A 13186-nucleotide genomic window follows, 5' to 3' on the forward strand; every position below is an offset into this window, starting at 1 on the left:
GTCGTTGGTTTCCGGATATCCGGCGGAAAAGAAGCCTTTCGATCGGCTTTCGAGTGAAAGCCAAAGCATTCCAGCGTTTTCGCACCCGGACTGGAGCCCTCTAGCGCGCAAGGCCGAGGATATAGCGGATCGTCCGCCTGACGATGCTGGTTCTCCGGCAGGGTTCCATCAGTTCCATTTCATAGTCATCTTGACTCTGGTCTGGAAATGACCTTCTCTTGGGCTTCGGTCGCATGAATAAATGGGCGTATTGATCAGGGGTCATGGCGTTTCTCCCTTGTTCGCCCTCTAGATACAGCGACCGATGAATCGGTTCAATCCTGCAGGATTGCAACTTGGCATGCAGAAATGAAAAACATCCCCTGGGATTCCTACCAGATCTTCCTGGCGGTCGCCCGTAGCGGCAGCCTCAGCGCCGCCGCCGACCGCATTGGCCTGTCCAGCGCCACCATCGGCCGGCGGATGCTGGAGCTCGAGCGGCAGATGGAGTGCGGATTGTTCGTGCGCAGCCAGGCCGGCTATTCGCTGACCGGCGGCGGGCAGGCGCTGCTCGATCATCTCGCCGGCATGGAGGAGGCGGGCCGCGAGCTGGAAATCTGGAACGACGGCCTGTGCGGCGCCGTGCGCGTGCGCATCTCGGCCGGCAGTTGGTGCGCCCGCTTTCTCGCCCGCAATCTCGACGAGCTGGTTCGTCCGGGCGACCGGCACGGCATCGATATCGGCATCGGCGAGGAGCGGGCGTCGCTCGCCCACCGCAGCGCCGACATCGGCATCCGCGCCTTCGAGCCGGAGGAAACCAACCTCGCCGCGGTGCGGCTGCCGGAGGTGGCCTACGCCGTCTATGCGGCGCTCGACATGCCCGAGGCGCACGCCGAGCGCTGGATCGCCGTGTCGGAGGAGATGGCCATTTCCCGCTACCTGCGCTATCCGCACGACAAGTGGCCGAACAACCTGATCGCCACCGTCGGCCGGGCGGAGGGGCTTCGCCATTCGATCCTGTCGGGCGCCGGCGTCGGCGTCCTGCCCTGTTTCGTCGGCGATAGCGACGCCGGGCTGCGCCGGATCGGCGGGGAGATCGCCGAACTGCGTCACCGAAGCTGGCTGGTCATGAACAACGAGGACCGTCACCGGCCGGAGATTCGCGCCGTGGTCGATCGCATGACCGCGCTGTTCCGCCGGCACGCGGCGCTGTTCGAGGGCCGATGCGATGCCGGCGAGGCGGCCTTGTCAAACGCGCTCGATGTGGCCACATAGGGCACCTGCTTTCGGAGACGCGCATGAGCGAGGCGCCGCAACATTTCGACGTGGCCGTGGTTGGCGGAGGGCCGGCGGGCCTTGCCGCGGCCATCGCGCTTGCCGATGCCGGCGCGCGCGTAGCGCTGGTCGCGCCGCGTCCGGGCGTCGACGACTGGCGGACCACGGCGCTTCTGGGCGGCTCCGTCGATTTCCTCGAGCGGCACGGCGTCTGGGCGGGGCTCAGCGCCGTTGCCGCGCCGCTCAAGCGGATGCGGCTCGTCGACGCCTCCGGCCGGCTGTTCCGGGCGCCCGACGTCGCGTTCGACGCACGGGAGATCGGCCGCGAGCTCTACGGCTACAATGTCGCCAACGGGCCGCTGGTCGCCGCGCTGTCGGACGCCGTGGCGGTTCGCGATGGCGGCATCGTTCGCTTCGAGGCGCTGTTCCAGACGCTAGACCAAGGAGAACGGGCCGATCTCCTGCGCCTGTCGTCCGGCGAGACCATTGCCGCCGCCCTGGTGATCGCGGCGGACGGCCGCAAGTCCGGCGTGCGGGAGGCGGCCGGCATCGAGGTGAAATCCTGGAGCTATCCGCAGGAGGCGCTGGTGCTGGCGCTGGCGCACAGCCTGCCGCACCACGACACCTCGATCGAATTTCATACCGAGGCCGGCCCCTTCACCCTGGTTCCCCATGGTCCGGGGCGGTCGTCGCTGGTGTGGATGGACCGGCCCGAGGTGATCGAGCGCATGAGCGGGCTCGATGATGCGGCGCTGGCCCTGGAGATCGAGCGCCGGTCGGGTTCGGCCCTCGGGACCATCAGCATCGACAGCCCGCGCCAGCGCTGGCCGATCGCCGGCTTCCAGGCGCGGCGGCTGGCCTCCGGCCGCGTCGCCCTGGTGGGCGAGGCGGCGCATGGCTTCCCGCCGATTGGCGCCCAGGGCTTCAACCTGACGCTGCGCGATGTCGCGGCGCTGGAAGACATCGTCCGCGCCGCGACGCATCCGCCGACCGGCAAGCCGCTCGACGGCGCGCTGGTCGCCGGGCGCTATGGCCGGACGCGCCGTTTCGACGTGGCCGGGCGGGTGACCGGCGTCGACCTTCTCAACCGTTCGCTGCTGAGCGGCTTCCTGCCGCTGCAATTCGCCCGCGCCGCCGGCCTGATGCTGGCCCGCGAGGTCGGGCCCGTCCGTCGGCTGCTGATGCGGGCCGGGCTGGGGGCGCGATAGCCGTTCTTTAAGTCAGGCGCGCTGGAAATAGGCCGAGGGGGTGACGCCCAAGGTGCGCTTGAAGAGCGCGATGAAGGCGCTGACGCTGTCGTAGCCGAGATCGATGGCCACCGTGGTCACCGCTTCCCCTTCGGCGAGCAGCTCGAGCGCCCGCATCAGTCTCGCCCGCTGGCGCCAGGCCGTATAGGTAAATCCCGTTTCCGAGACGAATCGGCGGGTCAGCGTCCGTTCCGAAATGCCGGCCCATTCCGCCCATTCGTCGACGCCGCGCCGGTCGCCCGGATCGTCGAGCAGGGCGCGGGCGATCAGCCCAAGACGCGGGTCGCGCGGCATCGGCAGCCCGAAGGGTTTGACGGGAGCGGTGCGCAGTTCGTCGAGAATCACCATGGCGACGTGCCACTGCTGCTCGCCGAGGCTCTCGCCCTGCCAATCCGAGGCGCGCATCACCGCCTCGCGCAGCAAGCCCGAGGTCCTGATCGTGCACGGCCGCGCCGGCAGGGTCGCGCAGGCCGGCTCGGCCACGTAGCAGCTCCACCCCTCGACGGCGCCGTGCGTCCACCCGTAATGGCGATGATGGGGCGGAAGCCAGACCGCATGATCGGCCGGCACGATCCAGGCACCGGCCTCCGTGCCCATGGTGAGCAGGCCCCGGCGCAGGCCGGAGAGCTGGCCACGCGCGTGGCTATGCGTTCCCAGTTCGCGATGCTCGGCCTGCGCCTCGTAGAACGCGACGATGACGGGGTCGCGGGCGTTATTGGCCGCTAGCGCGAACTTCTCCTCGATCATGGCGGCTACTCGCAATTGTTTGGCGCCGATAGCTTAGCGCGGCCGCGCGGAACCGGCTATCTTCTCCCAATCAGGAGAAACCGATGACCTTGCAAAGTCCCCCGCTTGCCGAAGCCGATCTCGACCGGCTCTACGCGCCGCCCTCGGAGCATATCCAGAAGGCGGTGATGCCGGAGCTCCTGTCGTTTCACGTCGCCTATCTGGAGAAGGCGACCTTCTTCTGCCTCGCCACGGGCGACAGCACCGGGCTCGACGCGTCGCCGCGCGGCGGTCCGCCGGGCTTTGTCCACGTGCTGGACAGCAAGACGGTGGCGTTCGCCGATTGGCCGGGCAACAACCGCATCGAATCCCTGCGCAACCTCACCGAGGACGATCGGCTGGGCATGCTGTTCCTGTTCCCGGGCCTCGACGTGTTCATGCGGATCAACGGGCACGGCCGGATCACCGAGGATCCGGCGCTCTGCATGAGCTTGGCGGAGGGAGCGAAGCGACCCAAGACCGCCGTCGTCGTGACGGTGGACGAGGTGCTGTTCCATTGCGGAAAGGCGGTCAACCGGGCGCGGCTGTGGGACCCGGCATCGCGCATCGACCGCAGGAGCGTGCCGACGCCCGGCCAGATGCTGGCTGCCATGACCAGGCAGGACGCCGCCGTCGCCGAGGCGATCGACGCGCAGTACGATCACGCCGTGCGGACCGATCTCTACGGCTGAACGCTTTCACTCCGGCTTGGGCAGCGGCAGCACTGGGAGCTTCGGGTCGCGCGGCGGGGCGCCGTCCAATAGGTCGTTGGCGTCGGCGGCCCTGGCGGCGGTCGCTTCGCCGTCGGTATCCGGCGGCAGGTCGACGGCATCCGGATCCTTGGTATCGACGTCGGGCTTGCCGGCGGCGGCCTTTTCGCGCTCGATCCTGCGCCACTTGGCGACGTTGCGATTGTGCTCGGCAAGGCTGGCCGCGAAGACGTGGCCGCCGGTGCCGTCGGCGACGAAATAGAGATCCTTGGTATTGGACGGGTTGGCCACCGCCTCGAGCGCGGCGCGGCCGGGGTTGGCGATCGGCCCCGGCGGCAGGCCGTTGACGTGATAGGTGTTGTAGGGCGTCGGCTTGTCGATGTCGGCGCGGGTGATCGGGCGGCCGAGCGTGCCGGCGCCGCCGACCAGGCCATAGATGATCGTCGGGTCCGACTGCAGGCGGATGTTGCGCGCCAGCCGGTTGAGGAACACCGAGGCGACGTGCGGCCGCTCGTCGGCCTTGCCGGTCTCCTTCTCGACGATCGACGCCAGCGTCACCAGCTCCTTCGGGTCGGAGAAGGGGAGGTCGTCGTTGCGGCCGGCCCAGATCTCGTCGAGCGCCTTGCTGTGGGCGGCCTGCATCTGCTCGATGATCTGGCTGCGGGAGGCGCCGCGCGTGAAGCTGTAGGTCTCCGGCAGCAGCGTGCCTTCGGCGGGCACCGCCGCAACCGCGCCGGTGAGGAACTCGCTCTGCTTCAGGCGGTCGACGATCTGCTGCGAGGTGAGCCCCTCGGGGAGGGTGATCTGGTGCAGGATCGCCTTGCCCGATACCAGCATGTTCATCACGCCGCGCATGCTGATGCCGGCCGGAAAGGCGTATTCGCCGGCCTTGAGACGGCCCTGCTGCTGGTAGGCGCGCACGCCGCCGATGAAGATATAGTGGCCGAGCATGTCGTAGGGGCTCTCGATGACCCCCTCGGTCTCCAGGATGTCGGCGACGCGGACGAGGCCGGAATCGGCGGGGATGATGACCACCTTTTCCTCGGTGAGCGGGCCGGGCTTCTCGAATTCGCGCTTGCCCCAGTAGAGCAGCGCGCCGGCGGCGAGGATGCCGAGCAACAGCAGCGTCACGAGGCCGTTCATGAAGACGACGATCGGGTTGCGGGCCCGGCGCGAACGCGGCAAGGGCGGCGCCTGATCGGGCGCCAGGGCCTCCCGCGGGCTCTTCGGGTTGACCCGCGTCTTGATCCCGTCGGTCGTGTCGGTTGCGTCCTGCCTGTCGTCCATGGGCCTTGGTCTCTTCATGGGGGCGCGGTCCGTCACTTCCGCCCATGATTGTGGCAGCAGCACGGAACGGTGGCCGTCGAGACGCCCAAGCCAAAGGCAAAGCGTCTTTTCCGGCCCGTTCGGGCGAACCTCCAAGCAACACGCCGCCTTCGGCCTTGGCAAGCGTCGCTTTGCCGATTGCCACAGCTTTCGCCGATCGAATCAAAAGGCCTGCCGGATGAAGGAATCCGGCAGGCTTTTTCTTTCTCGCCTCAGTCGCCGGAAGCCGCTCCGCGGCTTCGGTTTATTCTGGGCCTCAGTCGCCGGCGGGCGTCCCGCCCTTGGCTGTCGCTCCGCTTATACATTTCGAGGCGATTCCCGCCTCGAAATGCCGCTTGGCGCCGGAAGCCGCTCGCGCGGCTTCTGGTCTCGTCTCAGCCCTCGAAGGCCTTGACGATCAGCGAGGCGTTGGTGCCGCCGAAGCCGAAGGAGTTGGAGAGCCCGTAGCGCAGCTTCTTTTCCTTGGCCTTGTGCGGCACCAGGTCGATCGGCGTCTCGACGTTGGGATTGTCGAGGTTGATGGTCGGCGGCAGGATGCCGTCGCGCACGGCGAGCGTGGTGTAGATCGCCTCGATGGCGCCGGCGGCGCCCAGGAGATGACCGGTCATCGACTTGGTCGAGGACATGGCGAGGGTCTTGGCCGCGTCGCCGAACAGCCGCTCGACGGCGCCCACCTCGATGCCGTCGGCCATGGTCGACGTGCCGTGGGCGTTGACGTAGCCGATCTCGTCCGGCGAGATCTTGGCGTGGCGCAGGGCGGCCTTCATGCAGCGGAAGGCGCCGTCGCCGTCCTCGGAGGGGGCGGTGATGTGGTAGGCGTCGCCCGACATGCCGTAGCCGACGATCTCGCCGTAGATGGTGGCGCCGCGCTTCCTGGCGTGCTGCAGCTCCTCGACGACGACGACGCCGGCGCCTTCGCCCATCACGAAGCCGTCGCGGTCGCGGTCATAGGGGCGCGAGCCCTGTTCCGGCCGGTCGTTGAAGGCGAAGCACAGCGCCTTCATCGAGGCGAAGCCGGCGAGCGAGATGCGGCAGACCGGGCTTTCCGAGCCGCCGGCGATCATCACGTCCGCCTCGTCGTTGGCGATCAGCCGCGCCGCGTCGCCGATGGCGTGCGAGCCGGTCGAGCAGGCGGTGACCACCGACGAGTTCGGCCCCTTGTAGCCGTGGGCGATGGAGATGTAGCCGGCGGTGAGGTTGATCAGGCGGCCGGGGATGAAGAACGGCGAGACGCGGCGCGGCCCCTTGTCGCGCAGCGTGTAGCCCGCCTCGACGATGCCGTTGATGCCGCCGATGCCGGAGCCGACCAGCACGCCCGAGCGCGCCTGGTCGTCGTATTCGGTCGGCTTCCAGCCGCTGTCCTCGACCGCCTGGCGGGCGGCTTCCAGCGCGAAGATGATGAAATCGTCGACCTTGCGCTGGTCCTTGGGATCCATGGCGTGGTCGGGATCGAAGGTGCCGTTGCTGCCGTCGCCGCGCGGAATGAGACCGGCGATCTGACAGGCGATATCGTCGACGGGGAAGGATTCGATGCGGCGGATGCCGCTCTTGCCGGCCTTGATGGCGGCCCAGTTGTGCTCGACACCGCAACCGAGCGGCGTGACCATGCCGAGACCGGTAATGACGACTCGTCTCATTTGGACGAGAGCCTCCCTGTTGGTCGTCTCCGCCGGGTCCGTCGCCATGGGGAGGACACGCGCGAGCGGGACGCAATTGACGGAGCGGAGGGACCGTTCAGCTAGCCGGGGCCGACCGAAAAACACCGCCGGCCATCAGGCCGACGCCAGTCCCGGGAACGCGCTGCCAAGCAAAGGAAGCAGTCCCTCGGGGAGGAACTGCTTCTCCGCCGGACGCGTCCGGAAATCAGGCCGTCGCCTTCTCGAGGAACTTGACGGCGTCGCCGACCGTCAGGATCGTCTCGGCGGCATCGTCGGGAATCTCGACGCCGAAGGCTTCCTCGAAGGCCATGACCAGTTCGACGGTGTCGAGCGAGTCGGCACCCAGGTCTTCGATGAAGGAGGCTTCGAGAACCACCTTGTCGGCGTCCACGCCGAGATGGTCGATGACGATGTTCTTCACCTTTTCAGCGACTTCGCTCATGTTCACGGATCCTTATCAGTCCAAATCCATTGCCGAACGGGACGTCGGCCGCTCGCCGCCTGCCTCGTGTCAGCGAGGCCGTGGCGGCGAAAGACCGGCTACCGAAGGTGTCGAGCATGCCAGCGCCTGACGGCACCACCCCCCGGTTGGTCCGATCGCCCGCCTCCTAGAGCATTTCCCGGTCAGATGCCATCTGATCGATAAGGAAATGCACCAGATTCAATTCCTTGAGCATAGTCCGATGGCTCGGATCATTTCAATCCAAACCGGATATGCTCAGGGTCGAACGCGTTCGAGGTCCCTCGGAAATCGTGGCGATCTCGGCTTATGCTCGTGCTCGCGACCTTCGGGCGGGTCCTCGGACAGTTCCCGATCAAATCGCGGGCTTGGTAACACACTTCGCCCCAGATGACTAGCGGCCCCAAAAGAAACCGCCGTTGATCGCAAACGGTTCCTTTACCATTCGCGAAACCCTCAAAATGCAGGCAAGTCAGGGCCTTCCGCGCCCGGCCGAGCCCGTCAGATCATCGCCATGCCGCCGTTGACGTGCAGCGTCTGCCCGGTGACGTAGGCGGCCTCGCGACTGGCAAGATAGACGCAGGCGGCGGCGATCTCTTCCGGGGTGCCGAGCCGGCCCATGGGCACGGCGGCGAGCGTACCCTCCTTCTGCTTGTCGTTCAGCGCGTCGGTCATCGCCGTCTCGATGAAGCCGGGCGCCACGCAGTTGGCGGTGATGCCGCGGGTCGCCACCTCGGCGGCCAGCGCCTTGGTCATGCCGATCATGCCGGCCTTGGCGGCGGCGTAGTTGCCCTGGCCGGGATTGCCGGTGACGCCGACGATGGAGGTGATGCCGATGATGCGGCCGAAGCGGCGCTTCATCATGCCCTTGACGGCGGCGCGGGCGAGGCGGAAGCCGGAGGTGAGGTCGACCTCGATCACCTGGTCCCAGTCCTCGTCCTTCATGCGCATGAACAGGCCGTCACGGGTGATGCCGGCATTGTTGACGAGGATGTCGACCTGGCCGAGCGCGGCCTCGGCGTCGGCGAACAGGCGGTCGACGTCGGCCCTGTCGGAAAGATTGGCGGCGACGACGTGGCTGCGGTCGCCCAGCCGGCCGGCCAGTTCCTCGAGCGGCGCCAGGCGGGTGCCGGAGAGCGCCACCTTGGCGCCCTGCGCGTGCAGCGCCGTGGCGATGGCGCCGCCGATGCCGCCGGAGGCGCCGGTGACCAGCGCGGTCATTCCAGTCAAGTCGAACATGGCTTTCCACCTCGTTCTTGCGGCCGGCCGATCGTCGCCGGCGCCTTGCTGACGGCCTGACACCACGTCGGCCGCGCCAAGTCAAGCGGCAACGGCCGGTTTTCCCGCCTTTGCCAGTCACTTCGCCCTTCCGGCGACCAAAGACTGCTGACGCGGACGGGCCTGACCGGGCTTAATATGGCGCAGCAGACAGGGAGAGACCCATGGCCGAAGCAACGCATTTTTCCACCGTGTCGATCATCGCGCTCGGCGTCGCCGATCTCGCCCGCGCCCGCGCCTTCTACGAAGCGCTCGGGTTCGCCGCCGGACCCGGTTCGAGCAAGGACATCGCGTTCTTCCAGATCGGCGGGCTCGTATTGTCGCTGTTTCCGCGGACGCTGCTCGCCGAGGATGCCGGGGTGGCCGACGACGGCCATGGCTTCGATGGCGTGACGCTCGCCCACAACTATCCCTCGGAAGCGGCGGTGGACGCGGCGATGGCGCACGCGCTCGCCGCGGGCGCCACCCTCCGGAAGAAGCCGCAGAAGGTATTCTGGGGCGGCTATTCGGGCTATTTCGCCGATCCCGACGGCCATCTCTGGGAAGTCGCCTACAATCCCTTCGTCAAGGTCGACGATCATGGCATAGTGACGCTCTGAATCGGGAAGAAGGAGTGTCACCGATGGCCATCGACGGCAAGACCGACGACGACGTCACCCGTATCCTCGAGGAGACGCGGACCATCGCCGTGGTCGGCGCCAGCCAGAATCCGTCGCGCCCGGTCTATGGCGTCATGGGCTTCCTGATCGGGCGCGGCTACGAGGTCTATCCGATCAATCCGGGCCTCGCCGGGCAGGAGCTGCAGGGACGGACGGTCTATGCCAGCCTCGCCGACGTGCCGGCCGAGATCGACATGGTCGACGTGTTCCGCAATTCCGAGGCGGCCGGCGACACCATCGACGAGGCGCTGGCGCTGGCCGTGCCGCCGAAAACCATCTGGCTGCAGCTCGGCGTCATCAACGAGGCGGGTTTCAAGCGGGCCGAGGCCAAGGGCGTCAAGGTGGTGATGGACCGTTGCCCGGCCATCGAGGGGCCGCGCCTCGGCGTATGAAGTCGATGGGCCGGTGACCGTTAATCACCGGCTCGTCATCTGCTCGGTCGCCTCGGCTCATCCGTTCGCATGGATGGAGGCGAGAGCCGGCCTCTATCGTCCTCGTCTCACCTTGCCCATCCGTTCCTTGCGTTCCCGGTCCTTGCGCGCCTTGGCGGCGCGCAGGGCGGCGGCGCGGCCGAGCGGCCGGCCGGCGCGGCCCTCCGTCATCATCTCGAAGCGCAGGGCGCCGGCGAACGGCGCCGCCTCGATGAGCCGGACCTCGACGGCGTCGCCGAGCCGATAGGTCTCGCCGCTCCTCGAGCCGATCAGCGCGTGCCGCGCCTCGTCGAAAGCGAAGTAGTCGGCGCCCAGCGTCGAGATGGGGATGAAGCCATCGGCGCCGGTCTCGTCGAGACGGATGAACAGGCCGGCCTTGGTGACGCCGGAAATGCGGCCGCGGAAGATGGCGCCGACGCGGTCGGCGAGCCAGCCGGCGATCAGCCGGTCGATGGTTTCGCGCTCGGCCTGCATGGCGCGCCGCTCGGCGGCCGAGATGTCCTCGGCGACGCGCGGCAGCGTTTCCTCGACGCCGTCGGGCAGGCCGCCATCGCCGAGGCCGAGGGCGGTGATCAGCCCGCGATGGACGACCAGATCGGCATAGCGGCGGATCGGCGAGGTGAAGTGGGCGTATTTGCGGAGATTGAGGCCGAAGTGGCCGATGTTGACCGGCGAGTATTCGGCCTGGCTCTGCGAGCGCAGCACCACCTCGTTGACGAGATAGGCCTGCGGCGTGCCTTCCACCCGTTCGAGGATGCGGTTGAACAGCTCCGGCTGGAGATTGCCCTGCTTGGCGATCTTCATGTCGAGCGTCGCCAGGAACTCGCGCAAGCTCTCCAGCTTGGCGAGCGACGGCTGGTCGTGAACGCGGTAGAGGAGCGGCGTGCGGCGCTTTTCCAGCGTCTCGGCGGCGGCCACGTTGGCCTGGATCATGAACTCCTCGATCAGCCGATGGGCGGCGAGCCGCTCGGGCGTGACGATGCGGTCGACGGTGCCGTCGGGCTTCAGCAGCACCTTGCGTTCGGGCAGGTCGAGATCGAGCGGGCCGCGGGCGTCGCGGGCGGCGGCCAGAATGTCGTAGGCCGCCCAGAGCGGCTTCAGGACGCCGTCGAGGATCGGGCCGGTGCGGTCGTTGGGCGCGCCGTCGATCGCCGCCTGCGCCTCGACGTAGGAGAGCTTGGCCGCCGAACGCATCATGATGCGGTGGAAGCCATGGCTCTTCTTGCGGCCTTCGGCGTCGAACACCATGCGCACGGCGATGGCCGGCCGGTCGACGCCTTCCTTCAGCGAGCAGAGATCGTTGGAGATGCGCTCGGGCAGCATGGGAATGACGCGGTCGGGGAAATAGACCGAGTTGCCGCGCTTCAGCGCCTCGCGATCGAGAGGAGAGTCCGGCCGGACGTAGGCGGCGACGTCGGCGATGGCGACGGTGACGACGTGGCCGCCGGCGTTGGCCGGGTCGTCGTCGGCAACCGCATGGACGGCGTCGTCGTGGTCCTTGGCGTCGGGCGGGTCGATGGTGACGAGGGGGAGGGCGCGCCAGTCCTCGCGATCGGCCATGGTGGCCGGTTTGGCCGCGTCAGCCTCGCGGATCACCGCCTCGGGGAAGACATAGGGAATGTCGTTGGCGTGGATGGCGATCATCGACACGGCTTTTTCCGAGCGGAGATTGCCGATGGTGTCGCGCACCCGGGCGCGGCCGAGGCCGAAGCGGCCGGAGCGGATGATGTCGACGGAGACGAGGTCGCCGTCCTGCGCCGTGCCGAGATCGGCGTCGTCGACGACGAGCTCCTCGTATTGCTTCTTGGAGATCGGCAGCAGGCGGGCGCCGCCGTCGGTGACGCGCAGGATGCCGAGCACGCCCTCCGGCTTCTTCTCCAGCACCTTCATGACGCGCAGGCCGGCGCGGGCGAGGCCCTCGTAGCCGTCGGGAAGATCGACGACGCGGGCCAGCACGCGGTCGCCGAGGCCGGCCGACGGGCCGTGCTCGCCGCGGCGCCGGCGCACGGCGACGACGATGAAGCGCGGCCTCGGTCCCTGGTCGGCATCCCATTCGGCCGGCTCGGCGTAAAGGTCGCCGTCGCGGTCGCGGCTGACGATGTCGCAGGCCATGACGGCCGGCAGCGCGCCGGGCTCGGCGAAGCGGCGATGGCGGCGCTCGATCAGGCCCTCGCCCTCGAGCTCCTTCAGGATGCGCTTCAGCACGACGCGGCCCTCGCCATGCACCTCGAAGGCGCGGGCGATGTCGCGCTTCGTTCCCTTGCCGGGGTGCTCGGAGACGAAGCGGAGGATTGCTTCACGGGTGGGGGTAGCGGGTTCGTCGATCGGACGGGGCTTGCGGGCCAAGCGGGTCTTCCCTGCGGCTTGAGGAGGCTGAGACATAGACCACAGATGGAGATGCAAGGCCAGCCTCGCAATCGGCCGGCCGGCTCAACGGCCCGGCGCGGACGGCGTCAGGATCTGCCGCCTCTGCGCCGGCGCGGCGGGGGCGGCAGGTCGGCGCTCCAGATCACCTCGTCGCCCTCGACGATGCCCGCCGCGGTCGGTTCCGAGGCGAGGCAGACGCGGCTGCGGCCGGTGGCCTTGGCGGCTTCCAGCGCCGCATCGGCGGCGGTGAAGGCCTGCGTGAAGGGCGTCGCCGCCGGCACCTCGGCGATGCCGGCCGAGGCCGTCAGGCAGACCGGCTTTTCCAGCGTGCCGAAATTGCTGCTCTCGAATCGCGCCAGCAGCGCCAGGACCTGGGCCCTGGCTTCGGCAACGGCGCAGCCGGTGGCGAGCACGGTGAATTCCGTGCCGTCGGTGCGGTAGATATGGCCGAGATTGCCGAGCTCCTCGGCGATCAGCCGGGCGGAGCGGATCAGCACCCGATCGCCGACGGTGTGGCCATAGCGCTCGTTGACCGCCTTGAAGCGATCGAGCGACAGGAGGATGAGCAGGCGGGTGCCTTCCGGTCCGGCGTCGTAGTCGATGGGCAGCGAGGCGCGGTTCCTGAGGCCGGTGAGGCCGTCGGCCAGGCTCTGCTCGGCCAGCTTGATCTTGGTGCGGTGATGATCGAGGCGCGTCCTGCCGAGATAGACGCCGACCGGATAGGCGACCAGGGCGACGACGCCGGCGGCGATCGCCCAGCCGCGAAGGATGTCGATCCAGCCGCCGAAAGCGATCAGTTGCAGGGCGAGATCCGCCGCCATGGCGAGGACGAAGCAGATGGCGGCGATGCGAAAGGCAAAGATCCTGACGTCGCGTTCGGACTGAACGGGCCTGTTGAGCAGCGTCCGCAGGATTTCACCATACATTGTCGTTCTTCTAGACCATTGAACGAGACGAACACTTCCATCGTTCAATGATAGAGGCGGAATGTAAGGATATGGTCAATGAAAACGATAAAATTATAGATTATT

The 13186-nt window shown here is 68.0% G+C and carries 12 protein-coding genes; 5 read left to right on the forward strand and 7 right to left on the reverse strand.

The genetic code is table 11. The annotated features are described in order from the left end of the window. Nucleotides 1-348: 348 nt before the first annotated feature. Both CJ014_RS02485 and CJ014_RS02490 read left to right on the forward strand, forming a co-directional pair. The gene (locus CJ014_RS02485; protein ID WP_100078918.1) at nucleotides 349-1254 is read left to right on the forward strand and encodes a LysR family transcriptional regulator; all 906 of its coding nucleotides are present in this window, start codon (nucleotides 349-351) and stop codon (nucleotides 1252-1254) included. A gap of 23 nt (nucleotides 1255-1277) precedes the next feature. Next, entirely contained in the window at nucleotides 1278-2462 is a 1185-nt protein-coding gene (locus CJ014_RS02490; protein ID WP_100078919.1) for a UbiH/UbiF family hydroxylase, read from the forward strand. A gap of 12 nt (nucleotides 2463-2474) precedes the next feature. Here the strand turns inward: CJ014_RS02490 and CJ014_RS02495 are convergent, their stop codons facing one another. Further along, on the reverse strand, nucleotides 2475-3248 hold the full coding sequence (locus tag CJ014_RS02495; protein WP_100078920.1) for an AraC family transcriptional regulator: 774 nt from the start codon (nucleotides 3246-3248) through the stop codon (nucleotides 2475-2477). Nucleotides 3249-3331: 83 nt separating this feature from the next. Between CJ014_RS02495 and CJ014_RS02500 the strand changes: the two genes are divergently transcribed. Continuing rightward, complete coding sequence (locus CJ014_RS02500; protein WP_100078921.1) at nucleotides 3332-3958, forward strand: MSMEG_1061 family FMN-dependent PPOX-type flavoprotein; 627 nt, start codon at nucleotides 3332-3334, stop codon at nucleotides 3956-3958. 6 nt (nucleotides 3959-3964) lie between these two features. On the opposite strand, the gene mltG is transcribed toward CJ014_RS02500, so the two are convergent. The 4 genes from mltG to fabG form a co-directional block, all read right to left on the reverse strand. Next, nucleotides 3965-5263 (reverse strand): endolytic transglycosylase MltG, encoded by a 1299-nt coding sequence (mltG, locus tag CJ014_RS02505; protein ID WP_100078922.1) that lies wholly within the window; start codon nucleotides 5261-5263, stop codon nucleotides 3965-3967. A gap of 413 nt (nucleotides 5264-5676) precedes the next feature. After that, the gene (gene fabF / locus CJ014_RS02510; protein ID WP_100078923.1) at nucleotides 5677-6939 is read right to left on the reverse strand and encodes a beta-ketoacyl-ACP synthase II; all 1263 of its coding nucleotides are present in this window, start codon (nucleotides 6937-6939) and stop codon (nucleotides 5677-5679) included. A 226-nt stretch (nucleotides 6940-7165) separates the two neighbouring features. Further along, on the reverse strand, nucleotides 7166-7402 hold the full coding sequence (locus CJ014_RS02515) for an acyl carrier protein (RefSeq protein WP_026792810.1): 237 nt from the start codon (nucleotides 7400-7402) through the stop codon (nucleotides 7166-7168). A gap of 519 nt (nucleotides 7403-7921) precedes the next feature. After that, on the reverse strand, nucleotides 7922-8659 hold the full coding sequence (fabG, locus tag CJ014_RS02520) for a 3-oxoacyl-[acyl-carrier-protein] reductase (protein ID WP_100078924.1): 738 nt from the start codon (nucleotides 8657-8659) through the stop codon (nucleotides 7922-7924). Between the two features lie 203 nt (nucleotides 8660-8862). On the opposite strand from fabG, the gene CJ014_RS02525 reads away from it, so the two are divergent. Next, the gene (locus CJ014_RS02525) at nucleotides 8863-9297 is read left to right on the forward strand and encodes a VOC family protein (protein WP_100078925.1); all 435 of its coding nucleotides are present in this window, start codon (nucleotides 8863-8865) and stop codon (nucleotides 9295-9297) included. 23 nt (nucleotides 9298-9320) lie between these two features. Continuing rightward, the gene (locus CJ014_RS02530) at nucleotides 9321-9749 is read left to right on the forward strand and encodes a CoA-binding protein (protein WP_100078926.1); all 429 of its coding nucleotides are present in this window, start codon (nucleotides 9321-9323) and stop codon (nucleotides 9747-9749) included. 93 nt (nucleotides 9750-9842) lie between these two features. On the opposite strand, the gene rnr is transcribed toward CJ014_RS02530, so the two are convergent. Both rnr and CJ014_RS02540 read right to left on the reverse strand, forming a co-directional pair. Next, on the reverse strand, nucleotides 9843-12170 hold the full coding sequence (gene rnr / locus CJ014_RS02535) for a ribonuclease R (protein ID WP_100078927.1): 2328 nt from the start codon (nucleotides 12168-12170) through the stop codon (nucleotides 9843-9845). Between the two features lie 71 nt (nucleotides 12171-12241). After that, the gene (locus CJ014_RS02540; protein WP_100078928.1) at nucleotides 12242-13081 is read right to left on the reverse strand and encodes a GGDEF domain-containing protein; all 840 of its coding nucleotides are present in this window, start codon (nucleotides 13079-13081) and stop codon (nucleotides 12242-12244) included. Nucleotides 13082-13186: the final 105 nt, after the last annotated feature.

This window comes from Pleomorphomonas carboxyditropha (assembly GCF_002770725.1).
Classification (GTDB): domain Bacteria; phylum Pseudomonadota; class Alphaproteobacteria; order Rhizobiales; family Pleomorphomonadaceae; genus Pleomorphomonas; species Pleomorphomonas carboxyditropha.